Raw genomic sequence first — 25,670 nt, 5'->3', positions numbered from 1 at the left:
GTAATATTAGGATTTTATTTTATCAAATGGAAAATAGAGGAATTAGAGAAGCATGTGAAAATACAGATAGGTTTATATTAAACGAATGTGGTCCAAGTCGGCGTAAGGCACCTTAGGGTGTCTTTTTTGTACATAAAAAAATCTCACCATCTTATAGAAACGATAAGCCCTTTAAAACAATAATTGCAACTATATTAATTTTACATTACATTAAGGTTAGAGAATGTTCTTATATTAATAAAGTGCTAAATAGTAGGTGGCAAAATGGAATTTAACGATTTGGGTATTACCATTAAAGAACTTAGAATTAAAAAAAATATATCACAATCCGAATTATGTCATGGAATATGTTCACAAAGTCAAATTAGCAAGATTGAAAAAGGTATGATTTATCCATCTAGTATATTGTTATATCAATTATCAGAAAGACTTGGTATTGATCCGAATAACATATTTGCACTAACTCAAAACAAAAGATTAAAATATGTAGAAAACGTAAAATACGTAATAAAAGATTGCTTAAAGCAAAAACAATATAAAGAACTTTATGAAATAGTAAAAAAAGAGAAAAACTTAAATAATTTTCAAACAAAAGATGAGAAACAATTTCTAATGTGGCATGAAGCAATTGCTATATTTATGGTGGATAAATCAATAAAAACTGCTTTAGATTTTTTAAATAATGCATTAAAACTGACTTTAACTAATTCTGATTTTTTATCAGAAAGAGAAATAGATATTATGCAAACAATGGCTATATTTTATGCAGAAAATAAAGAATATGAAAAAAGTATTAATATATTCAAAAGATGTTTAACTAATTTTAATAAATTAGATTTTCCTAGAGATAAAGAAATTAAATTAAAACTCATGTTAAATTTAGCAAAATGTTTCGACTTCACATATCAACATGAAGAGGCAATAAAGTATATTGATAAGGGTATCAAATTAGCAATTAATCTAAATACTTTATACTTACTAGGTGAACTATTCTATTTAAAAGGTCAGTGTTTATTAAAAATGAAACAACATAATGTAGAAGATGTTATTTATAACTGGAAAAAAGCATTATTTATATTTGAACTAACAGAAAAAGAATATTATACAAAAATGCTACCAGATGAACTTATTGAATTACAAAATAAAAAACACTCATAATTTCGTAAAAACTACTTACAAATCCTACAGAAAAAATTCTTATAGCTTTTAAACTTAGATCGATAATATTAAAATTAATTTAAGTCGGCGAAAGGCACCTTTTGGTGTCTTTTCTTTATTTTTACAAGGACCTGCTCAATTAATTCTTAAGAACATACTGAGAAGCATTGTTTTATTTATCTCATTTTCATTCATGCTATATATAAAATTCTTTAATAAATCCACCTCAAACATACTTATATGCATAGGAGTATGTTTGAGGTGGAACTTCTTCAAATACTAGTTCCTTTTATAAACCGTTTTTTGATGTAGATGACATTATTCTCAATACAATAGAATGAATTATGGGAACATATTTAGCAATATATATCAAAAAATAATATTAAAAACCCCCTCCACCTTAAGGTAGAAGGGATCTTCTAATTTCTATTTCAAACTACCCGAAATCTCCGTAAAGGTACCCCAAGCGCATGTGCACCTGCATCTGAATATCCTAAACTTCTTTCACCAACTACCGCTCCTCTGCCGAATGATCTTTCACCGATAGATTATATGCCTTGAAGTGCTGTTTGCAACATTTCAATTCAGATATACGACAGTAAAGAATACATCATCACTGTGTCAGCAAGCAAAAGTGTATTCTGCATTTCTGAAAACAGTAGATGGCAGATTATGACCTACTGAATCTGCTAAGAAAGAATATACAAGAACATCCTTAACATCCTCTCTATTTCCACTAATGATGACATCAAGGAAATCTTCTACTTGGAATTCTGGAGTAAACAACACAATCTTAGTTGTTCTGTTTGGTTCTAAAGAAACAAAAGTACGAGAGATTTCAACTAATTCATTTTGAGTTGGGAAAAAGGTGTTTCGACTTCTCTTAACAGTTACCGTTACATTACTAGTATGACAGCGTGAATCATTGTTTAACATAATGTTGAGAGCAGTTGGAATAATCCCATTTTCAGAAACTGGAACTCGAAACACTCCAGTAGATTTATGAGCCATATAATCACATCCTTCCAAAATAAAATATATTTACAATATATTAAATGCAAAAAACGTTCATTTTGATATGGACAAATTACATGATTAATATATCTATAATAACCCTCGTTATTACTAAGCCAATGTTTTAAAAGATTAACAAATATCGCGAGAACCAATCGAATGTATATTAAAAGTAAAAAGAATAAGTTGTCTAAAAGCCCCCCTATTTTGAGCCAATAATGAGACATTATGTTAATCTTATATGTATAGTTGCACAAAATTGAGAAACTTAAGGAGACAGATAAATTTTATGAGAAAATTATCTATATTACTTACTTTCATTCTAGTATTAGTCAGTGTTACGGCTGCTTGCACACAAGATAAAACAGATAGTGCCGTTGAAAATGGTCCAATAGAAGAACCAACCGCAAAAAATGAAAATGAAGAATTAATAAATTTTGAAGAAAAAGAAGATATGAGCCGCTTGGAACAAGGTATTTTATTAGTTGGTGAGAGTGTTAAGGGAGGCTATTACTTGACCGCTGTTCAAAGTGCCTATTTAAATGCTAGCAACGATTCCGTAGTTGTTAATGTCTCTGTAAAAAATGTACGAGGTCAAACAATTGGACTATCAGAATTAAAATATAACTTAAAAGATGAAAAAGACGGAAAGATCTATAAAGGAAAGGTGCTTGATCAAAACCCTTCTGATATACAAGTTAAACCAAATGAAACGGTAGAATTGAAAATAGCTTTTGAAGTACCACGTACCGCAGATGAATATATGTTTTATATTGAAAGCTCTTTAGACCCTCTACAAACATACTGGAAAATTGATAAGCTGCAATCACAAACAAACTAAGTCTAAAATAAGCAAAAAACAATGAAAAATTTAATATAGATACAAATGAATACTATATAAACGTAAGAACATCGATTTAATGAATCGTTGGTCTTTTTCAAAAAATGCCCCATTAAAAACTAAGAGATAAAAAAGAACTAATCTCGAGAAGAGATTAGCTCAATATATCCAAAGCTATTATGGTACATAGTTTTATGAGCAAACGTTATATAATGTTGTATGGGATACATAACCTGTCATCCCTTTATATGTAACTTTTAACCACTGTTTAGAATTACTGTAATGACCTTGAACATATTCACCAGTTACCCATGTTCCAGTAATTTTCGTACCATCATTAAATGTATGTAAGACAGGTGAATCGACAGTATAACCACTGCGCATCTTTGCACCATATACACCTACCGTACCTCCCTTTGCACAAGCTGCTACTACATTTTGATTTTCAGTAGCATTCGTAGCCGCGAAAGCAGAGCCGTTAAATGTAAATAAAGTAAATATAAAAGCTGTTAGTACTGTACAAATAGATAAACGACGTAACAAAATAAATTCCCCCTTTTTTTATAATTTACTTCTTCACAAATAATTATCTTAAATATTCTAACTATTTTCAATATATTAATGTTGAGAAATATTAGTTGTATTTTTGAAATAAGATTTTATCAAAAATAGTAACAAACTCATATTTTACTGAGAAAGAACCGAAAGAAGTCTTCTACATATCAACTATATAAAAACCCCTCCACCTTAAAGCAGAGGGACTTTCCAATTCCTATTTCAAACTACCTGCAATCTCCGTAAAGATAACCCCAAGTGCATGTGCACCTGCATCTGGATATCCTAAGCTTCTTTCGCCAACTGTACCAGCGCGGCCCATGCGAGCTACGATTTCTTTCGTGTACTCTGCTCCTTTGACCGCTGCTTCTGCTCCTTTTTCAAAGGCAGTTTTTACGTCTACTTCGTTTGAGGCGCTATCTAACCAAGAGTCTACACATGGAGCAAGTGCGTCAACAAGTGTTTTGTCACCAACTACTGCTCCTCTGCCGAATGATCTTTCACCGATCGATTGGATGCCTTGCAATGCTGCTTGCAGCATTTCAGCGAATTCTTTCACTGTTAACTCACGCTTCTCGGCTGCTGCTTTACTAGCTGCGCGGAATGCACCGCCCCAAATTGGACCAGATGCGCCGCCGCAATGTTCCATAATAATCATCGAACAGCCGTCAAGGAATGATCCGATCGTTACGTTTTCTTGTTCTACAATAGAGTGCCACTCACGTTTTAATTGCTTAAATCCTTTTGCCACACTCATTCCGAAGTCGCCATCACCAGCATGCGTATCTAGCTCACAGAACGGTACTTCATTTTTAATAATAATATCGCTCATTTTATCAACGAGATAAATCATGTTGTTTAATGTAATAACATTATCTTTAATAACAGCGTGCTCTTCCGCAGTTTCTAGTTCAAATGAAACTTCCTTCTCTTCTGTCTCTTCAAGTACATTTACGTACTCTACACTTTCAACTGGACCGTCTACTTTAAACGCTGGTGTATTACATTCTTTTGATAGTAATGTTTTTAGCTCTTCATCTAACTTCATTACCGTTAAAGACATACCAGCCATATCAATACTTGTCATATAGTTACCGACGAATACTCTATTAATTTTAATGTTTCTTGCAGCTAGTTCTCTCGTAACTGCGTTGTTAAATAAGTAAAGTTCTTGCAGTGGTGTTCCGCCAAAACCGTTAACTAGAATTGCGATTTCCTCGCCATCTTTTACTCCTAAATCTTTTACAAGGTCATTTGTCATACGGTTCGCTAGTTCATCTGCTGACAGCATTTTTTCACGCTTAATTCCTGGTTCGCCGTGAATACCTACACCGTATTCCATTTCATCTTCCGCAAGTGTGAAAGTAGGTGATCCACTCGCTGGAACTGTACAAGACGTTAATGCTAAACCGATTGTGCGCACGTTAGCCGCTGCTTTTTCTGCTACAGCTTTCACCGCTCCTAAATCCATACCTGCTTCCGCTGCTGCGCCGGCAATTTTATGAACTAAAATAACGCCCGCAACGCCGCGGCGTCCTACTGTGTACAGGCTATCTTCTACCGCAATATCATCGTCCACCTTTACGTAGTCGACTTCAATTCCATCTTCCGTCGCTAAATGCGCACCGTTTTTGAAATTCATAATATCGCCGCTATAATTTTTAATAATTAATAACGTACCTTTTTTACTAGCTGTCTCTTTAATCGCTTGGTATACCTGAATTTGTGAAGGTGACGCAAACACATCTCCGCACACTGCCGCATCTAACATTCCTTTTCCGACTAATCCTGCATGTGCCGGCTCGTGACCACTACCGCCTCCACTAATTAACGTTACTTTATTTTCGTTCATTTCTTTCTTCTTAATCACTTTATATTTTTTCAAAAGCTCAAGCTCTGGATGAGCCATAACCATTCCGTTGCACATTTCCATTACTAATGTTTCTGGTTTGTTTATAATCTTTTTCATTGTAGTTCTCCCTCAATTCCTTTAATATATTGTGATATATTTGAAATCTTCTTCTTACTAACCATGTTAAAATGAAAGCGTTTTATAGTAAACGGACAAAATGGACAATCTGTCTAAAGACACCGCTCTCATTTATAGATAGGATTTTCATATTAATAACATTCTAGGGATGATTCAGATGACCTCTTCTATAATTTCTAAAAAGTTAATCGCGAACTCATTGAAGTATTTAATGGAAACAGAGTCGTTTCATAAAATATCAGTGAGCGATATTATGTTACACTGTCAAATGCGTAGGCAAACTTTTTATTATCATTTTAAAGATAAATTTGAACTATTAAGCTGGATTTATAGAGAAGAAACGAAGGAAAACATTATCGACTTTCTCGATTATGAAACGTGGGAAAACATTTTCGATTTATTATTTGATTACTTTTATGAAAATCAAAAATTTTACCGAAATGCTTTTAAAGTCATTGAGCAAAACTCGTTTAATCACTATTTATTTGAGCATACGAAAAACTTATATATGAAGATTATCGATGAACTATCTGTGAGCTGTGGATTCAGCCTTTCTGATGAGACAAAAAATACGATTGCCTCCTTTTATAGTCACGGCTTCGTTGGAACGATAAAAGATTGGATTGAAAGTAAGTGCGAAGTAGATCCTTCCATTATGTCTTCTCTTATGAAAAATATGATAAACAATCAATTACTACTATTACTGGAGCAATCAGCAAAGTAATTAAAGGGTGGCAAAAGCAATGAAAAAGATTATGAATGATGTACAAAATATCGTTCAAGATATGCTGCACGGCTTTTATTTTGAACATAACGACAAAGTAAATTACGATGAAACGAATAACATCATTTATGTAAAAGATATCGAAAAAATGAAGCAAGACGTCGCTATTATAAGTGGCGGTGGTAGCGGACATGAACCTGCTGATATTGGCTATGTAGGAAAAGGTATGCTTACAGCGGCAGTAAACGGAAGCATCTTCACTCCGCCTACAGTGGAACAAATTGCGGCGGCAACTCGCCTTATGCCAAAAGATAAAAGTATACTATTCATTATTAAAAACTTTAAAGATGACGTTGAGAACTTTCTTGCGGCAAAGCAGATCGCTAAAGAAGAAGGAAGAAAAATTGACCACATCATCGTAAATGACGACGTTTCAATTGAAGATGATGCTTCTTTTAATAAAAGAAGACGCGGCGTCGCTGGTACTGTTTTCGTTCAAAAAATACTTGGTGCGGCCGCTCTTGAAGGCCATTCTCTAGAAGAACTAACAACACTTGGCCGCTCTATCACTAAAAACTTACACACATTAGGAGTTGCTCTTTCCCCTGTCAACGATCCAGTAAAAGGAAAAGCTTCATTCACATTAAATGACGATGAAGTGTTTTATGGCGTCGGCATTCACGGAGAAAAAGGTTACCGTAAAGAAGCACTATCCTCTTCTGAAATATTAGCGATCGAACTAATGAACAAACTAAAAAGCATTTATCGCTGGAGAAAAGGAGACAACTTCGCTATCCTCATTAACGGACTCGGCGCAACTCCATTAATGGAACAATACATTTTCGCAAACGACATTCGCCGTTTGTGTGAACTTGAAGGATTGCAAGTGACATTCGTAAAGGTTGGTACACTGTTAACTTCTTTAGATATGAAGGGTGTTTCGCTTAGTTTGCTTAAGGTAGAGGATTTTGATTGGGTGAAGTGGTTGAAGGCGGATGTTAGAGTGGGTAATTGGTAAGTAAAAATTATGATGATAAAAGCCTTTAACTATAACAAGTTAAAGGCTTTTTGCAAATTGAAATATCACTCGAGCATTCAAAAGAAATTCGTAATTGCCTCACTGAATGATGACAGGTCTTCCAAATAAAGCTGGATGATAAATTAACATCGCTCCTACAAATGAACATACTAAACAAAAAATAGCCTCGTATTTTATAACTAGAGAAGAGCTGGTATCAAGCTTTTCCCCCTCTCTTTTAAATATCATTTTTAAAGCTCTATATAATAAATACCCAATAATCGCCCCGAGGGTGTTCGTAAATAAATCATCAATATCTGTAATTCTATTATTTAACAATTGATTTAACTCAATTGCCAATGAAAAAAAGAATCCTGCACATACCGTGTTTTTTATTTTTCTAAAATACGGCCAAATCATCGGTAATAAAAAACCGAACGGCATAAACAGTACGATGTTCAAAAGATACGTCGTACTACCTGCCGTATCAAATAGAGTCAAGTTGATTTGATTTACACGAATCCACGTTTCATATCTACTTATATCCCATACAGTCGCGATTTGCGTCACCTTATACACTAGCGAAAGATAGAACAGAAAAACATACACCCACAAAAAATGCAGAATAGATATAGTTCTTTTCGCTTTAAAATAAAATCCAATTTGAAACACAACACAAAACATAATAGTAAAAAAATAAGTATACAAATAACTCATCAAAACTCCTGTATGCATGTGGAATCCCCTAACTTTACATTTTCATCTATTATTTAGAACATAGTTTAAGAACCAGTACTTTGTTCATATATTTAATCTTTTACTTTGTCTTCGAATATAGGGAATATATTAAAAATAAAAAAATCCCCACTTATTCATTTTCAGTCTCCTCTTTGATGGAACTTGTTTATAGGATAGGAAAAACTTTTAAAATAAAAAGTGGGGGAAATATAAAATTTTTCTTAAATTTTATGTTAGATTTTATTATTACTCTAATTACTAATCCGCTATTCGTTGTTAGGCAACAGTATGCTTAAACTTAGGTTTCACTTTATCCCTTCTCATCCCTCATACTGTAATACCCTAAATTAATAATAACCAAGAAATACCCACCCATAATTCCAGCAGCGAATGTCCACATGAATTCATGGTGTTCAATTTCATACATAATAATCGCGCCGAGTATTGCGGCTGCGAACCGATTTATCATTCCAAGCATCGGTGCTTTTGCTTTTTTTACAATGCTATCTCCGAACTTTTCAATACGCCTTCCTAAAATCCAGGCGCAGTACATACTCACCAAAAGGCCAATGCTTATCCCTACGAACTGGGCTGAAAAAGGTGTCACAAGCCATCCCAATAACATTACGCCTAGCAAACAATACATTTGTATGTTGAATGATCTTAATGCCATACGAATCATGTTATACTCCTTTATCTTTCTCATTGTAATCCCGTATCATCAATCCAATCTTCCAGGCTTCAAGCTTTCAGCTATATCTTTTTTAAAATGAGGGAATTTGATTTTGCTTACCATTAAATAAGCGAGTACGCATGTACCAAACGCCACGGAAACTGGATTCTTAAAAAAACATAAAATGAGGAGACACATTGCCGCGAATGGGATTGGCATGCCGATAAAGGTCGGGAGTTTGCTTTGCTGTGTGTTAAATCTTGCAAGCCGAAGCATGCCGCAAATACTGTAAGCAAGCGCGCATATCATCCCGATAGACTGCAAATCTTTTAACGAGGCACTATATGCAAGAATAGACGGTGCCACACCAAAAGTAACTAAATCCGCAAATGAGTCTAACTCTCCACCAATTTCCGAAACAGAATCAAGTTTCCGAGCGACCATACCATCTAAAAAGTCAAACAACATACCTGTAATAATAAAAACTGCTCCCAAATAAATATCGTGAACGAAAACAGCGTAAATAGCTAAAAGCCCACATACAAAATTTGCTATCGTAATCATATTTGGTATGAAACTCATAATACACTTCTCCTCCTTTCTACTAATTGCTTCATCTACGTTCTTACTCATTACAATCAAGATCTTTCTGTTTTTCTTCCAATATGACTTTATTTATTTTCGTTAACGTATCTGTCATTTGCTCTAGGGCGTTTATATCGATTTTAGAAAAATATTTCTCAATTAATACATCATCTAACTCCGACAACCGCTCTATATACTTACTACCGTTTGGACCAAGTGTAAGAAAATACTCCCGTTTATTATTAGGGTTTACTTGTTTTGAAATCATCTTCTGTTTCTCCAATTTAGATAAAACTTGGCTAACGGCACTTTTTGATATATTAAAAGTAGTCGCAATGTGATTTGCTGTCGTGTTTTCATTTAAATTAATATGAAATAGCATGCTCTCTTGCTGTCCTGTAAGACCGAACTCATCTTTTAACTCCTGGAATAGTAAAATGTAGAATTCATTATAAGCTCGGTTCATTTCATTAATTACTTCTTTATACGTTCTAGTCATAGCGTTATTCCTCCATGCTTTTATTTCGTTTTGTTTAATAGTTAAGTTTACTTAACTTAACTATATTATACCGTTATGTTCGTGTAAAGGGAAATATAACTATACACTTTACTCACAATGATACAAAAAAGAAGACACTCTTCTAAAACAAGTTAAGTCCCTTCTTCCTCACCGCTTCCTTCATCCAAATACCCGATTAATCGTTCTGAATAATCAAAAAGAAAATCAATTAAATTCCATATAGACCCATTACTGGTTAAAATGTTATAATGGAATTACCCTACATAGTTACTCATAGCCAGACTGAGGAACTAGCGTCTTATTAAGTAATGCGCATAACTAAAATAAAAAAGACACTTTACGGTGTCTTTTTTATTTATATTCCTAGGAATCATCTCTTTTATAAACAGACCCTATCAAACAGTAAAGGAGACAAACAGATGGAACATCCTGTTGCAAGAGAATTACGTTTTATACGGGTATGTCTTATCATTTTGATTATTGTCATTGCATTCTGGGATCGCGAGAAAACTGTGGAAATTACTGATCACGGTAGCGATCCTATCTTAAACACCAGCAATATGACCCAAGTTGGTGAGAATACATTTGCATACAAAGACGAATCGAATCAAATTAAAATATTTAAGTTTAATCCAGATACAAATGAAATAAAATTAATAAAAGATTTTTATGCTAACGAATATTAATTACATGAATTAAATAATTCAAATCTGTAGAAGACACTTTAAAGTGTCTTTTCTTTATGAACTACAAAGTATGAGGCCCCAAGTCATTAGCTGCAATTACGACTAAGGCTTTTACTATATAAAAAATAAAACATAGTAAGAATAGAATACTCACTTAAATTATTTTTCACTTCACAAACTACATCCAAAAAGTTGGATAACTTCTTTTACTACTCATATTATTAATGAATAAAGCAATAACTACAATAACAACGGAGCCAATTAAAACTGGTGTTACTAAATAACTCCAACTATTTGCCCCTAAAATTACGATAATCGGATCGGCGCCTGCCGGAGGGTGCGTCGTTCTCGTTAACATCATAACGGCTATTGCCATCCCCACCGCTAAAGCAATTGTCCAATATTCATTCCCAAACAAATGATATATTGATAGACCAATGAAAGTTGAAATCAAATGTCCTCCAATAATATTACGCGGCTGAGATAATGGCGCATTCCAAACTCCAAACGCTAATACACAACTCGCACCAAATGGAGCCATTAATAATTCTGTAGAGGTTATGCTCGTTAAATATGTTAAGGTAAGAATTGTTAAAAATCCCCCTAGTAGTCCCGTTAAAGAGTCCTTTACATTTACTTGTAATGGACTTCTTCCTTTCCCTTTCATTTTTGTAAAATATCGTACACTTATTGGTTGAGGGTCTTTTTGCTTAGTTGCTGTTATATTATTCATCGTTCTCCTCCTTTATTTACCAACCATTATAACTCGGCAATAACTAACCTGTAAATATCATTTTTATAGGTTAGTTGGAGAATACAAAAAAAGAATCAACTATTATAAGTTGATTCTCTAAACTTCCTCAAATTTTCGATCCTGAAATTTTGCTACCTTTTTCCGGTTCCCACATATTTTCATAGAACACCATTTTCGTTTCCCACTCTTATCTATAAATAATAAAACACATTCAGGATTTGAACACCTTTTAAGGAAAATCAGCTTATTTTCTGCTATTAACGTTAAAGCGTCAAATGCAATTAACGATGCGAGTACATCCTCGATTTCTCCAACTGGGATAGATACTAGCTGCTGTTCAATGATTTTATATGTAAATGGTGCCTTCTCAATTTGTTTTTCTAAATACGTAATAAAATCATTAGAAATTTCTTGCTGATCAGCAATTGCCTCAAACTGTTTTCTCAATACTTCTCTTACCTCTAATATGCTAGATGTAACTTGATCCATTCGCTTCTGAATTCCTATAAGTGTTTTTTCATTCCAAAAAGGAAGATTAACCTTTATTACATGTAGCCATTCTAATACATCTTCATCTGTTATTAATAAATCATAACGTTGTCCACGCCTAACTAACTCTGTATTTACTAAATCTAATGAGAGATTTCCCGATATAAGCGGGAATTGTTTTGTTTCCTGCATGTACTCATCACCTTCTCTTTAAATAATCATATTCCAAATTAATACAGAAGTACAACTTTTTTATAAACTACAAAGTATGAAGATTAAGGCCTTTAGCCATAATTACGACTAAAGGCTTTTTGTATGTAAGTAAATGAAAAAGGAGCTAATTTTATGGAACATAATAAAAATGGAGTGCTTGCTTTAATTGTTTTATTTGTAGGACTAGCATTTTTTGTTATCGGTATGGTTTATCATTTATGGGGAACGGTTTAAAAATAAATAATAATTCATTTAAGAAAAAGTACTCGTATGAGTACTTTTTTTAATGTCATATAAAAACATTCTAAACTTACTTACATGCATACAATTATCAAAGATAGTTATATAATTGAGAAGGTTTTAAATTATCAATCTATATTTATGTTGATTAGGAAAGGAGCTAAAAATGTTAGAAATCATTTTTGTTGCTGCATTACTTTTATCTAGTATCATTCCCATCTTTATCAAACGGGGTTTGACGAAAAAAAATGGAGTCATTTTACTAATAAATTATACATTATTACTTGCCACTATCATTGTAATTGGTGCAAACTGGCGCATGATTCCCGCCTATTTCTTATTGTTCGTTTTAACATTACAAGTTTTTTTGAAACCAAAAACTACAGCCGTTTCTAAAAAGTTAGTGATGAAAGTTTTAAAAGGTTTAGGAATTATCGTAACTGCTATCGTAATGTTTACATTACCTTTACTTTTTCCGATCATAACACTCCCAGAGCCTACTGGAAAATATACAGTAGGCACGAAAGCTTTTCATTTAATTGATACAAATCGAAAAGAAACAACTGTACCAAATAATCATGGAAATCGTGAGTTAATGATACAAGTATACTATCCTGCCGCAAAAGGATCAGGGAATCCTTCTGCCTATTTTGAGAACATAAACGAACTGGGTGAACAATTGGCAGTAACAAACGGTGCTCCGTATATCGTAACGACACATTTAGGGCTGACAAAAACACATTCTTATCAAAATGCTAAGCCACTTCAAGCTAAAGAAAAATTCCCCCTCCTTTTATTCGGCCATGGGATGGGATTATATAGTCAACAAAATACATTCCAGTTAGAGGAATTAGCTAGTCAAGGCTATGTAGTAATCGCTCTTAATTTCACAGGATATGCAGCAACAACGATTTTCCCTAACGGAAACCGTGTAGACTCTATACCAATTGAAAATACACCTACGGCCTTAAATACCATAGTTCAAAAATGGGAACAGGATACTACTTTTGTTTTAAACGAAGTAATAAAAGGTAATTTCGATAAAAGTTTTAAAACGATTGCAGACTTAATTAACTATGACAAAATTGGAATGTTCGGTCACTCTTTTGGCGGAGCAACCTCCGCACAGATGCTAGTAAAGGATACGCGTATTAAAGCTGCAATTGATATGGATGGCGGATTGTTTGGCGACCCAATGCCTAAAGACGGTCCTCAGAAACCATTCATGTTGATGAATGCTGAGGCGACGATTCATTATATGAAAGAAGCGGAGAATCAAAAGACAACCGGAATCCAAAATGAATTATTGGAAATATCCTATTTAAGAAATAAAACGATTGAAAAACCGGGCGTGTACACAGTGGTAATTCCAAAAACAAACCATACCAGTTTTACAGATTTAGCAGCATTTTCACCTATTATTAATGAACCAGACGAAGATGTAGCCACAAATTATACACTCATTAATAAACTAGTAACTAGCTTCTTTGATCAAAATTTAAAAGGGATAAACGAAAATCATTTAGAAGAAATTCAGAAGCAATATCCTGAACTTCAGCTCATGAAACACTAATAATCATTCATTTCCCTAGTCATGTAACCCCTCACTACGCTTGAGGGGTTTCTACTTTAACACAATTATAAAAAAGGCCTCATTACTGGGGCTCTCAAAAAATAATACGAATAAATGAATTAAAACAAATAATAGATAACTAAAATAGGAGTCGACAATCGTTATTTTCTTCTTATTTCTAAAGCAATATGGATATATCTTCTTAACTTCATTTGGATTGTACAAGCAAAAGAAGACATCTTAATTGATGTCTTCTTTTTTTATAGTTTTATGAATTTTTTTGAGCAGCTGCTCTCCAATCACGAAAAGATGTTGGGCGTCCAGAAAAAGCTCTTTGCTTTGTAACAGATGGTTTTTCTTCAGGAGTCATTGTTTTTTCTTTAAGAGTCGCTGGTTTTTCTTTAAGCGTCACTGACTTTTCTTCAAGAATAGTCACAGCTGTTTGCATTTTCTCTAACTGTTCTTTCAACAATTGTTGTTCAATCTTTAAATCCGTAAGTAAACGTAAAATCATCTCAGAATTAGCCATAAGATCCTCCTTCCCCCAATACACAGAATAAAATACAATATGTAGAAGACAAAATTCCGGTGACAAAAATAAGATCGTCAACTCTTTTTAACTTCCAAAATCCTTTTATTTTTTTAAGGACCTGCTCCATTCACCCTTAAAAACATAAATTAAATTAAATCCATTAATAAATGGTCTTTATGGAAGGAGGAGTTAATATGGGCTATGGAGGTAGTTGTGGTGGAGGCTGTGGTTTCGGCGGCGGATTTGCCTTACTTGTTGTGCTCTTCATCTTATTAATCATTGTTGGCGCTAGCTGTTGGGGCGGCGGATTCGGCTGCTAAGGAGAGGCACTCTTGAGAGTGTCTTTTTTTGATATGTGGCTCGTATACATATTGTTCAAATCTATATATTTTTTAAAAATATAGATTTAAAGCATATTTCTCAATGAATAAAATAATTTAACATGGTAAAATAATAGTTGGATGGGAGTCCAATATATTATTAAAATTAAGATGGTTCAAGTCGAAGGAAGGCACCTTAGGGTGTCTTTTCTTTATGACTTCTATCATCAACAAAGGGTGATACAAACTATTACATATGTTTGTACCACCCTTTATTGATGCGTTTAGACTTCACAGTTGTTGAAGTTTTAGACTTCTCCCTTAGTGTACCCATATTATTAGAACATCCTGTAATCTGTAGACAAAATGTAGCTAATAAAAACAATATTAATAATTTCTTCAATAAATCCTCCTACATGCATAAAACACCATATGTTACAAAACAAACATAACATCAACCCTTTATAAAAACAATATAATCCTCGGTCCTTAAGCTATCTCTTAACATAGGAGTACCGCTACATATTCATCAAGCTAAGATTTTAAAATATCCTTTACTTAAGGAATTTGTAAGTATCAAGTAAGAAAAACGAGAGCTTTGTTTCGTATAATCAAAATATAAAGTGAAGGAAGAAAGATTATTTCTGGGATTAATATGCATGTGACAAGAGAAGAAAGCTACGTTTTTTTAGAATAATAATATGAGTATGTCCAAGTTTTGGAGATTGCTTGCAAATATTTTGAAGTTTTCGCACCAGAATTCTAATTACCATACCTGTTTTGTACCATCACGTATTGGAGGTTAAAACATGAATAAAAAAAAGAAAATACAAAGATCAGTACTTACCTTTCCCCTACTCTTTTCTTTAGGCGTTTCATCTTTCCCGCTTACAACAACTATTCACGCAGATACACGCGAAGAACAATCTGCTGAAAAGAAACTAGTCTCTTTAACGGAGCGTACATCATTATTTTTTGAATATCTCCAGCAAGGTAAGTATGCAGAGGCACTACAGTTGACGTCTACTGCTTTTCAATCCAAGTTTACAGCAACCACATTACAAAACTGGTGGACACAAAGTGGCTGGAGCGGGATAAAAAGCATGGGAACCCCCGTGATAAAAGAACGAAACTTGGTCCATCAGACGGTAGAAATTCCAGCAGCTACCGAAGGAACTACCATACCGCTACTCCTTAAATTCACACCTGGCGGGAAAGTAGATGAAATTGGAGAAAGGCCACCCGAAGAATCTTATACCATCCCACATCCTAGCTATGATCAACCTGACTCCTATCAAGAACGTGAAATCGTCATTGGAAATTCTACCTATCCGTTACCAGCGACATTAACAGTTCCGAAGCATCAGCGTGGTGAAAAGGTACCCGTCGTTGTTCTTGTGCATGGTGCTGGCATCCATGATCGCGATGCTACCTATTTGGGAACAAAAATCTTACGAGACCTTGCGGTGGGCCTTTCATCCAACGGAATTGCAGTGTTGCGCTATGAAAAACGTACCTTAGAACATGCATTAAAGATGAGTGCAGAACCTGTTACATTAGACCGTGATACTACAGATGATGCCATATATGCAGCAAAGTCAGCAGCGCAGCAGGAAGGCATTGATCCAAATAATATTTTCATTCTCGGACATAGCCAAGGAGCTGGCACAATGCCGCGTATACTGAGCAAAGCGCCTTCCTCACTTGTTCGAGGAAGTATCTTACTCGCACCACCTGCACGCCCTTTGACTGACATTGCCATTGATCAGTATGAATACCTTGGGGCGTCAAAGGAAGAAATCGATGAACTAAAAAGACAGGCTGCTTTTATTCAGGACCCTACTTTCAATCCTGACCATCCTCCAGCTAGCTACAATTTTGGGTCACCTCATTTTATGTATGATGTTTCTAGGTGGCGTCCAGTTGAAGAGGCAAAATCACGAAAAGAGCCTTTACTCATTTTGCAAGGAGCACGCGATTATCAAGTAACAGTAAAAAATGAATATACAAAATGGCAAGAAGGGCTTGCAAACCGCAGGAATGTTCAGGTCAAAAAATACCCGAAATTGAATCATTTCTTCACGGAAGGTGACGGGGAATTAAGTCTTCCTAGTGAATACGAAATCCCTGCTAACGTTCCCGAGTACGTTATCCAGGACATTATTACATGGGTTAACGAGACAAAAAAATAAGAAAACATCAAAAGCCTTCATGCAATCATCATTGCGTGAAGGCTTTTTGAAACTGGTGATTCAGACATATCTATTATAATTATATTTTTCTACGCACTACATAAAAAGCTAAGGACCCCATCATAACAGGTGCTACGAAATAAAAGAAATGTGAAAAAGAAAAAGTAAAAAGAAAAAGAAATGGTATAAGTGTATAGATAACTGCTAGTCCTATAAATAAAGGAATTCCAAATTGAAACTCTCTACATCGTTTAATTTTCCTATATAAGACTTCCCCAATTAGACAAGCTATAAGAGCTGGTATACTACCATAAGTGACGATAGTTTTTATGAACCCCTGTAAAACGTCTGGGTGAATAAAGCTAGGATTAAAAATATATGAAATTAAGAACCATCCAAAAATAAAAGCAAATAGACTTGCAGCATAACTAACTACAAATTTTATTAAAGTAAGCAACGTAATCATCCCCATAATTCCCTAATATTATCTTCATTTTATCATTTTCTCTTAAAAAGATTCCAAAAGGGTATACTTGCCCTTCAGCTTTCTTTTTTAACGCTTGTTCAAGACGTATTTTTTGATGTTATTTTGTATAAAAAACTTTTGGGAGCAACCTAATATTTTAAATTACCCCCTAAATGAAAATTTTGTGTTTTTATAGCATAAAAATTTATTTTTCTCCTTTTTTGACTTGTTTTCTTAAATTGACGGACATGGGGTTCAGCCGAGATATCATAGTATAAATCGTAAAATAAATAAATGCCGTCACCGTCAATATTGCGCTAATTTCTATCACTTAATTCATTTCATTACTTTTAAAAAGATTAATAAATGCCTCTTTTTTCAAAGATATAACTTCCAAATATTCACCTCTTTTATTTGTAAATACAGATTATATGTTATAATCTTATTGTTCCATCAAGACGTTTTGTTTTCAAAACGCTCCTTTCTAAAATATATTTGTTATGAAGTTGCGCTGACGTTACTTATTTCTATATTTACTCCAGAAAGCCCCCTTGGTGTAAAAACTAGGGGGCTTTTCTTTAAGGAAAAATTAGGTGACGAGTATACAAGTGAAGTATAAGTTGCAGTGAAAGAACTGCTGAAGAACAATGACAACCTTGATTTCTTCCGTGAGGGTTCATATAACCATCAGCAAAAATTCTACTATACCGTAGGGAACTGGATTGCACCAAAAGGAAAGTATGCGAATCCAGTCGAGGATAAACATGAGCTGAAATAGTATGCATGGCAAGAATCAGATGATATAGATTACATAGAATGATAGACAACACAGGAGGTAGGAAAATGAAATTTTTAAAGGCGAAAAAATTATGGGTTTCAGTAGGTGTAGTGATTGGATTAGTAGGTGCTTATAGCCTGGGCAAGGGTGCAGATGCTAGAATTGGAGATGAGATAGTTAGCTACAATGAGTTAGTATCCAGATCTAACGAATTAACAGAAAAACTGAAACACAAGAAGGATGCAGTTGAAAAGGCTATTGAAGATGAGCAAAAGAAACTGGAAGATAAAAAGTCAGAAGTAACTGAAACCCTGGCAATGGTGAAAAAGAGAGATGAATTATCTACAGAGATTGAAAGGTTAGGAAAGGATGCAGAGGCTAAGAAAGGCGAAGTAGGTAGGATAGATGGAGAAATAGAAGCTAAAAAAGGGGAACTACAGAAGGTTACAGAAGGCGTTAAGGCTAAGCAGGAAGAGCCTAGAGCTCTGAATGCAGGTGAGTATATTGTTGGAAAAGACATTCCTTCTGGGCGCTACAAGGCTACGGCAACAGGGCGAGGAAGCAACTTCGTAGTATACGATAGTAAGAGTGGATCAGCAGTTGTGAATACGATTCTAGGCAATAGTTCAGTAGGTCGTGGAGACTACACTTTCTTCACTGGAGATGGTGACATTATTAAAACAGCAGAGCCTGTAAAACTAATTCCGGTAGAATAGTTTTTAAAAGGGGAGAAAAATTCTTCCCTTCTAGCACCACATCGCGATCAAGCTAATACAACAAAATCCCCCTAAAATGAAAAAACACGCTATTCTTTCTGTAGAATCATAGGAAAGGATGGCGTTTTTGTATGTCTATTTCTGTATCCGATAAGTTTATCATTTTCTCTTAAAAAGATTCCGAAAGGGTATACTTGCCCTTCAGCTGTCTTTTTTAGAGCTTGTTCAAGACGTATTTTTTGATGTTCTTCTGTATAAAAAACTTCTGGGAGCAACGGGCAAACTCGTTGAAAAAATTCGCGATTTCTAATATGTAAGTTAGCATCAGCAGTTTTATAAAGCCGAATATAAATGTGCTTCCCTACTAGTTTCATAACATCCCTCCAACATTTTTATATGTCTAATGAGGAAAAAATATACCGTATACTATATACAGTTGGATATTATCAGGAATCATTTTGCACGAAAGAAAAGACACTCCATATGAGTGTCTTTTCCAATAGTTTTTAGCAGAAGCAAGAAGCTCCAACGATGATTAATAAAATGAATAACACGACTAATAAAGCAAAGCCTCCCGAGAAGCCACAACCGCCACAACTACCACCATAACCCATAATAGTTCCTCCTTTAGATAAGAGGGGAAAACTAAGGTTCACTCATGTATTTTAATGGATTCGTTTCATCTTATGTTTTTTCGTATTGATTGAGCAGGTCCTTTCGAAAACTATTCACATATTAACTATATTTTCAAAAATGAATAATTCAACTATAACAATAAATAGATAAATTAATATAATGTATTAATTCTAAAAGAAGGGAGGAATAGCCATGCAATTAGTTTGTTTTAAAATAGTAAGTGGTCAGTATTTCTTGTTTGTAGAAGGTATTCAAATTCCTGTACCAATTCCAGCAGTTGCTGCAGCTTTATTAATTGGTTTAGGAGTAATTCCACTTTGTTCTTAATGTAAAGAATTCGGATCATTCCTATCTTTCCATTAGAAAAGCCTCAAGTATATGAATACTTGAGGCTTTCTTTATATTAAAGAAAAAACACCTTACAACGCTTGAAGATCTCCTGATTTAACTAATGTAGCCGTTACATCATCACCGAAAGTATTGAGACAGAATACTTGCTCGTCTACCGTATCCATCACTGTAGCTTCACCTATCTTGCCACCTTGAAGTTTAATAAAATAGTTATGTTCTTCTAAAATTTTACTAAAATCTCTATTTGCCCATCTTTCAGTAATTGCTAATAGCTCTTCTTTATTCTTGAAATTGTTTCCGTTTAGAATGTTTCTTACTTTCTCTGCATTATTTTTGGACATAGGGGTTGCTCCCTTTCCTTCACACGCTTTTACTTTTTGATGAGTCATGCTATGCATAGCTGAAATCACTTCTTCTTCAGTAGAAGTTACTGTAATGTGAAGTTGTGCATTTGAGCCTTTCACTTCTGCTTCATTCGATAGTGTGTCTTCTTTATTAACCTCTGCAAAAACATGGTCCTCACTCCCAAGCGGGACTTCAGCAAACTGTAACATTCCATAAGTCATACCAGTTGCAAGTACTACTCCCCCTATAATAGATGCTAGCCAATACGTTAGCTTCTTGTCCATCTTCATTTCCCCTGTCTTCGTTTAAATATATTAACTAAAGAATACCATATTTAATTCCTTTTTATTGAAGAGGCTCTAATTTTTACTATAAAAAACGCAAAAATCGTTTAATGCAAATATAATAAATTTATAATCATCGCTATACCTATTCTCATAACAGGATCTATATACGATGTCACTAAATCATCTGGTGAACTATTAGTTATTAGTACGGCTTTGCATCCTTATTCTCAAAAAGGATAATTATTGTACATACCAATTCTTATGTATGAAGACACCCAAAACAAGTGTTACGAAAAAAATATAAAAAAGACATCTTTTCTAGGGAAAGATGTCTTTTTTATATAAACCTTAATGTTCGTTCTGTAAAACCCTCGCTGCCTTTACTCCTTCTTTCTCTTCTTTTAAGAATAACGATACGATAAATGCAACAATAATAAAGATTAACCCAAGTGCAAATGCACCTTGGAACCCTGACGTTAAACCGTTTAACTTCTCTACTGGATCCAGTGGATTTGCGGAGCTTTCCATATACTTAGTTGTTCCTGAAGACATTTTCGAAATAAAGATAGCTGTACCAATTGCACCAGCTACTTGTTGCAACGTACTAAATAGTGCTGTTCCATGCGGATATAAATCTGGTGTTAATTGATTTAAACCGTATGTTTGTGCTGTCATGACAAACATGAGTCCAACCATTAATACGCTATGCATAATAATAATTTGTACCATTGATGTATCAGGAGTAATGCCTCTAAATAAGAACATTGCAATTCCTACTAAGACAATGCCGGGAACGATAATAACTTTCGGACTAAATTTATCAAATAGTTTACCTGCGATTGGTCCCATTATGGCGCTAATAACACTTCCCGGAAGCATGATAATTCCTGATTTAAAAGCTGTAACGAGTAAAACGGTTTGCAGGAACATCGGTAATAAAGTCATCGTTGAAAATAACGACATCATCACAATGACAATTAATCCAACTGATAATGTAAACATCGGAACTTTAAATGCTCGTAATTCTAAAATTGGATTCTCAATTTTCAATTGTCGAACGGCAAAAATACATAATGAGATAAGCCCAACAATTAAAGTGCCATACACTTTTGCATCGGACCATCCTAAATCACCCGATGCACTAAAGCTATACACAAGCCCGCCAAATCCTAATGTCGATAAAAGGATAGATGGGTAATCTACTTTTGGCCTTGTTAACTCTGAAACATTTTGAATGTACTTCATCCCAATCATAATGGAAATGATCACGATAGGAATAACAATATAGAATAACCAGCGCCAATTTAATGAATCCACAATTACTCCAGATAATGTAGGGCCAATTGCCGGAGCTGCCATCATCACGAGTGCGATTAATCCCATTGTCGCACCACGTTTTTCAGGTGGACAAATGATTAAAATCGTATTCATTAATAACGGTGTAATTAACCCCGTCGCTACAGCTTGGACGATACGGCCAATTAATAAAACGGAAAATGTCGGTGCGAATCCCGCAATTAATGTACCGACTAAAAACGTTACCATAGCGATCAAAAACATTTGTCTCGTTGTGAGCCATTGCTGAAGTAACGCTGTAATTGGAACTAAAACCCCAACTACTAACATGTAAGCTGTAGAAAGCCATTGAATCGTTGAAGCGGTTACGTCAAATTCTTTCATTAATACCGTTAACGCATTACCAAGTAATGTTTCATTTAATAATGCAACCATTGCTCCTAAAAGTAATGCAATTAAAATGGGGGTATGTTTCAAATTAGAAGTATCAACTTTGCCACTTGTAGGGCTCTTAGTTGTCATATTCATTTACAGATTCTCCTCCTGTTTCTTACTTAAAAAACTTTAAATATACCTAAACACATGTAATATAATATACATATGTAGATTAAAAAGGGAGAATCAATTTTCAACCACTGTATATTTAATCTACAAAAAAGGAGAATTGTAGATGAATGATAATGAAAAACAACTTGATTTACGTATTAGACGTACACATAAATTACTGTGGGATTCCTTATTTGAATTAATGACGCAATCAAAACAGAAATATAGTACGATCACGATTAACCAAATATGTGACCGTGCAATGGTACACCGAACAACCTTTTATAAACACTTTGAAGATAAAGATGCTTTATTAACATTTGGATTTAAACGATACGGCAAGATGATTGCTGAAATACCGGTTTCAGATCGATTAAGTAAACCATTTCAAGTAATGGAACAATTCCTACATCATGAAGAACTCGGTAAAATATTAGAAACGCAAATGTCTGATGAACAATTTATTACCCGTACACATTATTTAAGTCACGAAACGAGAAAACAAGAAATAGAAGCATTAAATCAACTTTGCAAAAACCATACGATACCAAATGATTTAATCATTGAGTTTTATTCAGGGGCAATCACCTCATTAAGCACATGGTGGTTTAAAAATAAAAAAAGCGTTTCTGCTGCTGAAATGGATAGGTATCTCCACCAACTTATTAATCGGGATATTTTTCAGTTTGAAGAGGAATAAGACTACACCTTTTCAATTATGCAATAAAGTGAAACTTTAATCAGCCCTCACCAATCGGACTTTTACGGACAGCCCGACCCCCACCTAACTTCTTTGCTTCCACTGAATTTTGAGGTGGGGGGTCTTACTGCCCGTTAAAGCGGGATCAAATTGACCACAAAATAGGAATATGATATATTTTCCGTAGAATACTATATAAGTGTAACAGCGAATAAATTGGCATATAATAAAAGGAAGAGATGCGCTAACATCTCTTCCTTAACTGCTACCGTATAGGGTGGTGGTTATTATACGTTATTATTTTTTACGAAACCCACCCTTTTGCTTCCTACGGCGCGGAGTGGGTTTTTTGTTGTCTTTACCCAGAAGTTGCTTCCGCAAAAAATACGCTGAAACTTCGCGCACAGTCGCTTTTACAAATTCTTTTAAAAGGTCAAACAAAAACTCCATATTATCACCCCCTTTCCTTCCAAATGGAAAGAAGGGATAACCACCCACCCCCACAATATGCAGTTGACTTTATTTTATCAAATAATTGTAAAGATATTATGTAAACAAAACAAATGAAATTTCACATAGAAAAATATGAGTTTATATTTTTTTCATTCTCTTCACTTAGATTTTCTTTTTAGATGCTATCTTCAAATAAGGTAGCATCTAAAAAATGTTAAAAGGAATTTTTTCCTGGTATCTTCTTATATTCTATGTAGGGATCTTTGACCTTTTCTACGTTCTTTAATTACTTACTGAATATAGTCATACAGATTTTTCGCTAACAATAAACAAGTTACTGTAATGAAAAGAGCACGAACATACCCGCTTCCTTTTTTTATAGCAAATTTGGAGCCAACAATCCCTCCAGCAATTTGAGCAATCCCCATGATAAAACCATATGCATAGTTGACTTGCCCTACATACATAAACATCAACAATGCACCAACATTACTTCCTAAATTAAGAAGCTTCGCATTACCTGCTGCTTTTAAAAAATCATACCCAATAAATAAAAGAGAAAACATTAAAAATGAACCTGTTCCAGGACCTAGAAATCCATCATAAAAACCAATAGCAAAAATAAAAAAGGTAAAAATAATGACGTGTCGACCAGACAATTTCTTATGAGTGGAAATACTACCCCAATCCTTTTTGAATATCGTATAAATAGCGACCGCACCAAGCATAATTAACATCAATGGCTTCAGTACTTCTGGATTCATCAAATGAACGGTCCATGCCCCTATTATGGAACCTATGAAAGTAAGCGGAACTAATTTAAACGCCGATTTCAAATTAAGATTACCAGAACGATAAAACACAATATTACTAGTTGCACTTCCCATTGTCGATGCTAGTTTATTCGTAGCTACTGCACTTGCTGGATTCAGTCCTGTAAATAATAAAGCTGGTAAAGCAATGAGTCCACCACCACCTACAACTGAATCAATAAATGCAGCTACAAATCCAAAAACAATCAACATCATTAATACAGATGGGTCTAAATAAAAATCCATATTAGTAGCCTCCCCTTTAGTCACTATTCGAATAGTAACTAATAATTTGCTAAATGTAAATAGTTATTGTAACGTTGAAATATAAAAGCAAACATCGGAGGACGAAAAAAGTGGACTACATAGTGCAACAGCTTAAAAAAATTGGTTTCAATGAATATGAAGCTAAATCTTATGTATCTCTTGTTAAACAGGGGCCTGTCACAGCCTATCAAGTGAGTAAGGATTCGGGTGTCCCAAGAGCGCGAATTTATGAGATTTTAGGTAACCTTGTAGAAAAAGGAATTGTCATGAAGGAAGAAATAAATGACACCACTCGCTATTCACCTCTACCTGTTGAAATCTTTTTACAGAAGGCGCAATCAGAATGGCAGTCTACATATGAAGGAATAAGTGATTCATTAAAAAAACTAGAAACTTCCGAAGAAAAAACAGATAATCGAGTGATTACTTTAAAAGACAATCAAACAATCATTAGCTATTGTCAGGCATTAATAAAAAAAGCAGAACGACGTATTGTCATTTCAATGTGGGATGAGATGTATGAAGCGTTAAAAGAAGATCTATCTGAAGTAGCTGATAAAGTTACAATACAAGGTATTACCCTACATGTTGAAAATCCCATTAAAAATCTAGAAGCCCATCGCATAACACCTTATACAGAAACCTTGTCTACAGAACATTGGTTTATTGTATCGATAGATTCTAAAGAGATGATTTATGGACCATCACTTGAAGAGCGTAATATTGCTTTTTATACAGATGACCCCGTTCATATATACTTATTAGAGGATTATGTATGGCATGATGTGTTAGTAAATCGACTTGTCCGACGTAGCCAAGATGACTTGCAGCAATGGATTACGGCAGAGAGAAAGACTTTCTTTATGGGGAAATAAGAAACATATTCAAGAGCAAATAAAAAATTTTGCGTATTAAACCTAACAACTTCTCCGTACAAAAATAGCCGACTATTATATAGTAAATATTCGGCTATTTTTGTATAAATTTATACAGACGCTGCCATTACCCCGGCGATTAATGAGATAAACGCTTCTCCCACTCTTTTACCTTTTCAATTGTTACATCTAATTTTTTAGCTATTTCTTCTACACTCATTCCTTTAAAAAGCATTCCAGCTGCCGAAAGTGCTTTATCAATTTCTTCTTGCTTCTCTTGTTCATATAAACGACCTACTTTTGTCATCCGTAACCACTCCTTTACCT

Annotated in this window: 29 protein-coding genes and 3 pseudogenes; 12 read left to right on the top strand and 20 right to left on the bottom strand. The window is 34.4% G+C overall.

Annotated features, from left to right (window positions below):
• Positions 1-264: 264 nt before the first annotated feature.
• Positions 265-1,158: a helix-turn-helix domain-containing protein gene (locus tag C3Y97_RS05100; protein WP_000395468.1), complete on the top strand. Its 894-nt coding sequence runs from the start codon at positions 265-267 to the stop codon at positions 1,156-1,158.
• 426 nt (positions 1,159-1,584) lie between these two features.
• On the opposite strand, the pseudogene C3Y97_RS28430 reads toward C3Y97_RS05100, so the two are convergent.
• Positions 1,585-1,685 (bottom strand): annotated as a pseudogene (locus C3Y97_RS28430) (DAK2 domain-containing protein); the annotation flags it as partial.
• Between the two features lie 94 nt (positions 1,686-1,779).
• Positions 1,780-2,169 carry a hypothetical protein gene (locus C3Y97_RS05085; RefSeq protein ID WP_000940664.1) on the bottom strand — a complete coding sequence of 130 codons (390 nt, stop codon included), beginning with the start codon at positions 2,167-2,169 and terminating at the stop codon, positions 1,780-1,782.
• Between the two features lie 292 nt (positions 2,170-2,461).
• Here C3Y97_RS05085 and C3Y97_RS05080 point away from each other — a divergent pair, with 292 nt between their 5' ends.
• Complete coding sequence (locus C3Y97_RS05080) at positions 2,462-3,013, top strand: DUF4352 domain-containing protein (RefSeq protein WP_001228902.1); 552 nt, start codon at positions 2,462-2,464, stop codon at positions 3,011-3,013.
• A 192-nt stretch (positions 3,014-3,205) separates the two neighbouring features.
• On the opposite strand, the gene C3Y97_RS05075 is transcribed toward C3Y97_RS05080, so the two are convergent.
• Complete coding sequence (locus C3Y97_RS05075; RefSeq protein WP_000946193.1) at positions 3,206-3,556, bottom strand: SH3 domain-containing protein; 351 nt, start codon at positions 3,554-3,556, stop codon at positions 3,206-3,208.
• A gap of 229 nt (positions 3,557-3,785) precedes the next feature.
• A complete protein-coding gene (dhaK, locus tag C3Y97_RS05070; protein WP_071740853.1) occupies positions 3,786-5,537 on the bottom strand; it encodes a dihydroxyacetone kinase subunit DhaK in 1,752 nt (583 codons plus the stop codon).
• Between the two features lie 178 nt (positions 5,538-5,715).
• Between dhaK and dhaS the strand changes: the two genes are divergently transcribed.
• Both dhaS and dhaQ read left to right on the top strand, forming a co-directional pair.
• Complete coding sequence (dhaS, locus tag C3Y97_RS05060; RefSeq protein ID WP_136363141.1) at positions 5,716-6,282, top strand: dihydroxyacetone kinase transcriptional activator DhaS; 567 nt, start codon at positions 5,716-5,718, stop codon at positions 6,280-6,282.
• 19 nt (positions 6,283-6,301) lie between these two features.
• Positions 6,302-7,300 (top strand): DhaKLM operon coactivator DhaQ, encoded by a 999-nt coding sequence (gene dhaQ / locus C3Y97_RS05055; protein ID WP_000723363.1) that lies wholly within the window; start codon positions 6,302-6,304, stop codon positions 7,298-7,300.
• Positions 7,301-7,399: 99 nt separating this feature from the next.
• Here the strand turns inward: dhaQ and C3Y97_RS05050 are convergent, their stop codons facing one another.
• The 4 genes from C3Y97_RS05050 to C3Y97_RS05035 all read right to left on the bottom strand — a co-directional run bounded on the left by C3Y97_RS05050 (position 7,400) and on the right by C3Y97_RS05035 (position 9,795).
• Positions 7,400-8,035 carry a VanZ family protein gene (locus C3Y97_RS05050; protein WP_100618084.1) on the bottom strand — a complete coding sequence of 212 codons (636 nt, stop codon included), beginning with the start codon at positions 8,033-8,035 and terminating at the stop codon, positions 7,400-7,402.
• 313 nt (positions 8,036-8,348) lie between these two features.
• Positions 8,349-8,720: an ATP synthase subunit I gene (locus C3Y97_RS05045; protein WP_103621594.1), complete on the bottom strand. Its 372-nt coding sequence runs from the start codon at positions 8,718-8,720 to the stop codon at positions 8,349-8,351.
• A gap of 39 nt (positions 8,721-8,759) precedes the next feature.
• A complete protein-coding gene (gene pssA, locus C3Y97_RS05040) occupies positions 8,760-9,293 on the bottom strand; it encodes a CDP-diacylglycerol--serine O-phosphatidyltransferase (RefSeq protein WP_000008336.1) in 534 nt (177 codons plus the stop codon).
• 43 nt (positions 9,294-9,336) lie between these two features.
• Complete coding sequence (locus C3Y97_RS05035) at positions 9,337-9,795, bottom strand: MarR family winged helix-turn-helix transcriptional regulator (protein WP_000198939.1); 459 nt, start codon at positions 9,793-9,795, stop codon at positions 9,337-9,339.
• Between the two features lie 440 nt (positions 9,796-10,235).
• Between C3Y97_RS05035 and C3Y97_RS05030 the strand changes: the two genes are divergently transcribed.
• Positions 10,236-10,502: a YmzC family protein gene (locus C3Y97_RS05030; protein WP_000400964.1), complete on the top strand. Its 267-nt coding sequence runs from the start codon at positions 10,236-10,238 to the stop codon at positions 10,500-10,502.
• Between the two features lie 178 nt (positions 10,503-10,680).
• Here C3Y97_RS05030 and C3Y97_RS05025 read toward each other — a convergent pair whose 3' ends face one another.
• Positions 10,681-11,235 (bottom strand): HPP family protein, encoded by a 555-nt coding sequence (locus C3Y97_RS05025; RefSeq protein WP_001059994.1) that lies wholly within the window; start codon positions 11,233-11,235, stop codon positions 10,681-10,683.
• A gap of 117 nt (positions 11,236-11,352) precedes the next feature.
• On the bottom strand, positions 11,353-11,937 hold the full coding sequence (locus C3Y97_RS05020) for a CGNR zinc finger domain-containing protein (protein WP_136363139.1): 585 nt from the start codon (positions 11,935-11,937) through the stop codon (positions 11,353-11,355).
• Positions 11,938-12,364: 427 nt separating this feature from the next.
• Here C3Y97_RS05020 and C3Y97_RS05015 point away from each other — a divergent pair, with 427 nt between their 5' ends.
• Entirely contained in the window at positions 12,365-13,771 is a 1,407-nt protein-coding gene (locus tag C3Y97_RS05015; RefSeq protein ID WP_000889688.1) for an alpha/beta hydrolase family protein, read from the top strand.
• A 268-nt stretch (positions 13,772-14,039) separates the two neighbouring features.
• Here C3Y97_RS05015 and C3Y97_RS05010 read toward each other — a convergent pair whose 3' ends face one another.
• Positions 14,040-14,300 carry a hypothetical protein gene (locus tag C3Y97_RS05010; RefSeq protein WP_000013691.1) on the bottom strand — a complete coding sequence of 87 codons (261 nt, stop codon included), beginning with the start codon at positions 14,298-14,300 and terminating at the stop codon, positions 14,040-14,042.
• 197 nt (positions 14,301-14,497) lie between these two features.
• Here C3Y97_RS05010 and C3Y97_RS05005 point away from each other — a divergent pair, with 197 nt between their 5' ends.
• Both C3Y97_RS05005 and C3Y97_RS05000 read left to right on the top strand, forming a co-directional pair.
• Positions 14,498-14,623, top strand: a complete 126-nt coding sequence (locus C3Y97_RS05005; RefSeq protein ID WP_000540377.1) for a YjcZ family sporulation protein — start codon at positions 14,498-14,500, stop codon at positions 14,621-14,623.
• An 809-nt stretch (positions 14,624-15,432) separates the two neighbouring features.
• Complete coding sequence (locus C3Y97_RS05000; RefSeq protein ID WP_136363137.1) at positions 15,433-16,815, top strand: alpha/beta hydrolase; 1,383 nt, start codon at positions 15,433-15,435, stop codon at positions 16,813-16,815.
• A gap of 79 nt (positions 16,816-16,894) precedes the next feature.
• On the opposite strand, the gene C3Y97_RS04995 is transcribed toward C3Y97_RS05000, so the two are convergent.
• A complete protein-coding gene (locus C3Y97_RS04995) occupies positions 16,895-17,281 on the bottom strand; it encodes a hypothetical protein (protein WP_000631591.1) in 387 nt (128 codons plus the stop codon).
• 25 nt (positions 17,282-17,306) lie between these two features.
• Positions 17,307-17,429 (bottom strand): annotated as a pseudogene (locus C3Y97_RS27960) (GNAT family N-acetyltransferase); the annotation flags it as partial.
• 695 nt (positions 17,430-18,124) lie between these two features.
• Between C3Y97_RS27960 and C3Y97_RS04990 the strand changes: the two are divergent.
• Entirely contained in the window at positions 18,125-18,775 is a 651-nt protein-coding gene (locus C3Y97_RS04990; RefSeq protein WP_109737141.1) for a hypothetical protein, read from the top strand.
• A gap of 146 nt (positions 18,776-18,921) precedes the next feature.
• On the opposite strand, the pseudogene C3Y97_RS04985 reads toward C3Y97_RS04990, so the two are convergent.
• Positions 18,922-19,149: pseudogene (locus C3Y97_RS04985) on the bottom strand (GNAT family N-acetyltransferase); the annotation flags it as partial.
• Between the two features lie 132 nt (positions 19,150-19,281).
• The gene (locus C3Y97_RS04980; RefSeq protein WP_000540375.1) at positions 19,282-19,389 is read right to left on the bottom strand and encodes a YjcZ family sporulation protein; all 108 of its coding nucleotides are present in this window, start codon (positions 19,387-19,389) and stop codon (positions 19,282-19,284) included.
• Between the two features lie 214 nt (positions 19,390-19,603).
• On the opposite strand from C3Y97_RS04980, the gene C3Y97_RS28245 reads away from it, so the two are divergent.
• The gene (locus C3Y97_RS28245; RefSeq protein WP_001177693.1) at positions 19,604-19,738 is read left to right on the top strand and encodes a hypothetical protein; all 135 of its coding nucleotides are present in this window, start codon (positions 19,604-19,606) and stop codon (positions 19,736-19,738) included.
• Positions 19,739-19,830: 92 nt separating this feature from the next.
• Here the strand turns inward: C3Y97_RS28245 and C3Y97_RS04975 are convergent, their stop codons facing one another.
• Both C3Y97_RS04975 and C3Y97_RS04970 read right to left on the bottom strand, forming a co-directional pair.
• Positions 19,831-20,391, bottom strand: coding sequence for a PRK06770 family protein (locus C3Y97_RS04975; protein ID WP_136363135.1), 561 nt, complete (start codon positions 20,389-20,391; stop codon positions 19,831-19,833).
• Positions 20,392-20,742: 351 nt separating this feature from the next.
• The gene (locus C3Y97_RS04970; RefSeq protein WP_136363133.1) at positions 20,743-22,218 is read right to left on the bottom strand and encodes an MDR family MFS transporter; all 1,476 of its coding nucleotides are present in this window, start codon (positions 22,216-22,218) and stop codon (positions 20,743-20,745) included.
• 142 nt (positions 22,219-22,360) lie between these two features.
• Here C3Y97_RS04970 and C3Y97_RS04965 point away from each other — a divergent pair, with 142 nt between their 5' ends.
• Positions 22,361-22,936: a TetR/AcrR family transcriptional regulator gene (locus C3Y97_RS04965; protein WP_000999318.1), complete on the top strand. Its 576-nt coding sequence runs from the start codon at positions 22,361-22,363 to the stop codon at positions 22,934-22,936.
• A gap of 297 nt (positions 22,937-23,233) precedes the next feature.
• Here C3Y97_RS04965 and C3Y97_RS27725 read toward each other — a convergent pair whose 3' ends face one another.
• The gene (locus C3Y97_RS27725) at positions 23,234-23,386 is read right to left on the bottom strand and encodes a hypothetical protein (RefSeq protein ID WP_168732377.1); all 153 of its coding nucleotides are present in this window, start codon (positions 23,384-23,386) and stop codon (positions 23,234-23,236) included.
• A 293-nt stretch (positions 23,387-23,679) separates the two neighbouring features.
• A complete protein-coding gene (locus tag C3Y97_RS04960; RefSeq protein ID WP_136363132.1) occupies positions 23,680-24,447 on the bottom strand; it encodes a TSUP family transporter in 768 nt (255 codons plus the stop codon).
• Positions 24,448-24,557: 110 nt separating this feature from the next.
• On the opposite strand from C3Y97_RS04960, the gene C3Y97_RS04955 reads away from it, so the two are divergent.
• The gene (locus tag C3Y97_RS04955; protein WP_000384591.1) at positions 24,558-25,343 is read left to right on the top strand and encodes a TrmB family transcriptional regulator; all 786 of its coding nucleotides are present in this window, start codon (positions 24,558-24,560) and stop codon (positions 25,341-25,343) included.
• A gap of 139 nt (positions 25,344-25,482) precedes the next feature.
• Here C3Y97_RS04955 and C3Y97_RS27720 read toward each other — a convergent pair whose 3' ends face one another.
• A complete protein-coding gene (locus C3Y97_RS27720; protein WP_000169783.1) occupies positions 25,483-25,650 on the bottom strand; it encodes a hypothetical protein in 168 nt (55 codons plus the stop codon).
• Positions 25,651-25,670 lie beyond the last annotated feature (20 nt).

The sequence above is a fragment of the Bacillus sp. DU-106 genome (assembly GCF_004799705.1).
Lineage (GTDB): Bacteria > Bacillota > Bacilli > Bacillales > Bacillaceae_G > Bacillus_A > Bacillus_A cereus.
The sequence above is the reverse complement of the archived record's forward strand: the minus strand, read 5'-3'. Positions and strand labels throughout refer to the sequence as shown.

Bases quoted from the DNA above. Each gene is read 5' to 3' on its own strand.
- C3Y97_RS05080 (WP_001228902.1), top strand. From the start codon at position 2,462: ATGAGAAAATTATCTATATTACTTACTTTCATTCTAGTATTAGTCAGT.
- C3Y97_RS05085 (WP_000940664.1), bottom strand. From the start codon at position 2,169: ATGGCTCATAAATCTACTGGAGTGTTTCGAGTTCCAGTTTCTGAAAAT.
- C3Y97_RS28245 (WP_001177693.1), top strand. From the start codon at position 19,604: ATGCAATTAGTTTGTTTTAAAATAGTAAGTGGTCAGTATTTCTTGTTT.
- C3Y97_RS04995 (WP_000631591.1), bottom strand. From the start codon at position 17,281: ATGATTACGTTGCTTACTTTAATAAAATTTGTAGTTAGTTATGCTGCA.
- pssA (WP_000008336.1), bottom strand. From the start codon at position 9,293: ATGAGTTTCATACCAAATATGATTACGATAGCAAATTTTGTATGTGGG.
- dhaS (WP_136363141.1), top strand. From the start codon at position 5,716: ATGACCTCTTCTATAATTTCTAAAAAGTTAATCGCGAACTCATTGAAG.
- dhaQ (WP_000723363.1), top strand. From the start codon at position 6,302: ATGAAAAAGATTATGAATGATGTACAAAATATCGTTCAAGATATGCTG.
- C3Y97_RS04970 (WP_136363133.1), bottom strand. From the start codon at position 22,218: ATGAATATGACAACTAAGAGCCCTACAAGTGGCAAAGTTGATACTTCT.
- C3Y97_RS05010 (WP_000013691.1), bottom strand. From the start codon at position 14,300: ATGGCTAATTCTGAGATGATTTTACGTTTACTTACGGATTTAAAGATT.
- C3Y97_RS27720 (WP_000169783.1), bottom strand. From the start codon at position 25,650: ATGACAAAAGTAGGTCGTTTATATGAACAAGAGAAGCAAGAAGAAATT.
- C3Y97_RS05100 (WP_000395468.1), top strand. From the start codon at position 265: ATGGAATTTAACGATTTGGGTATTACCATTAAAGAACTTAGAATTAAA.
- C3Y97_RS04960 (WP_136363132.1), bottom strand. From the start codon at position 24,447: ATGGATTTTTATTTAGACCCATCTGTATTAATGATGTTGATTGTTTTT.
- C3Y97_RS04990 (WP_109737141.1), top strand. From the start codon at position 18,125: ATGAAATTTTTAAAGGCGAAAAAATTATGGGTTTCAGTAGGTGTAGTG.
- C3Y97_RS05050 (WP_100618084.1), bottom strand. From the start codon at position 8,035: ATGCATACAGGAGTTTTGATGAGTTATTTGTATACTTATTTTTTTACT.
- C3Y97_RS04975 (WP_136363135.1), bottom strand. From the start codon at position 20,391: ATGGACAAGAAGCTAACGTATTGGCTAGCATCTATTATAGGGGGAGTA.
- C3Y97_RS05005 (WP_000540377.1), top strand. From the start codon at position 14,498: ATGGGCTATGGAGGTAGTTGTGGTGGAGGCTGTGGTTTCGGCGGCGGA.
- C3Y97_RS05045 (WP_103621594.1), bottom strand. From the start codon at position 8,720: ATGATTCGTATGGCATTAAGATCATTCAACATACAAATGTATTGTTTG.
- C3Y97_RS05000 (WP_136363137.1), top strand. From the start codon at position 15,433: ATGAATAAAAAAAAGAAAATACAAAGATCAGTACTTACCTTTCCCCTA.
- C3Y97_RS05035 (WP_000198939.1), bottom strand. From the start codon at position 9,795: ATGACTAGAACGTATAAAGAAGTAATTAATGAAATGAACCGAGCTTAT.
- dhaK (WP_071740853.1), bottom strand. From the start codon at position 5,537: ATGAAAAAGATTATAAACAAACCAGAAACATTAGTAATGGAAATGTGC.
- C3Y97_RS04965 (WP_000999318.1), top strand. From the start codon at position 22,361: ATGAATGATAATGAAAAACAACTTGATTTACGTATTAGACGTACACAT.
- C3Y97_RS05025 (WP_001059994.1), bottom strand. From the start codon at position 11,235: ATGAATAATATAACAGCAACTAAGCAAAAAGACCCTCAACCAATAAGT.
- C3Y97_RS05015 (WP_000889688.1), top strand. From the start codon at position 12,365: ATGTTAGAAATCATTTTTGTTGCTGCATTACTTTTATCTAGTATCATT.
- C3Y97_RS27725 (WP_168732377.1), bottom strand. From the start codon at position 23,386: ATGGAGTTTTTGTTTGACCTTTTAAAAGAATTTGTAAAAGCGACTGTG.
- C3Y97_RS05030 (WP_000400964.1), top strand. From the start codon at position 10,236: ATGGAACATCCTGTTGCAAGAGAATTACGTTTTATACGGGTATGTCTT.
- C3Y97_RS05020 (WP_136363139.1), bottom strand. From the start codon at position 11,937: ATGCAGGAAACAAAACAATTCCCGCTTATATCGGGAAATCTCTCATTA.
- C3Y97_RS04980 (WP_000540375.1), bottom strand. From the start codon at position 19,389: ATGGGTTATGGTGGTAGTTGTGGCGGTTGTGGCTTCTCGGGAGGCTTT.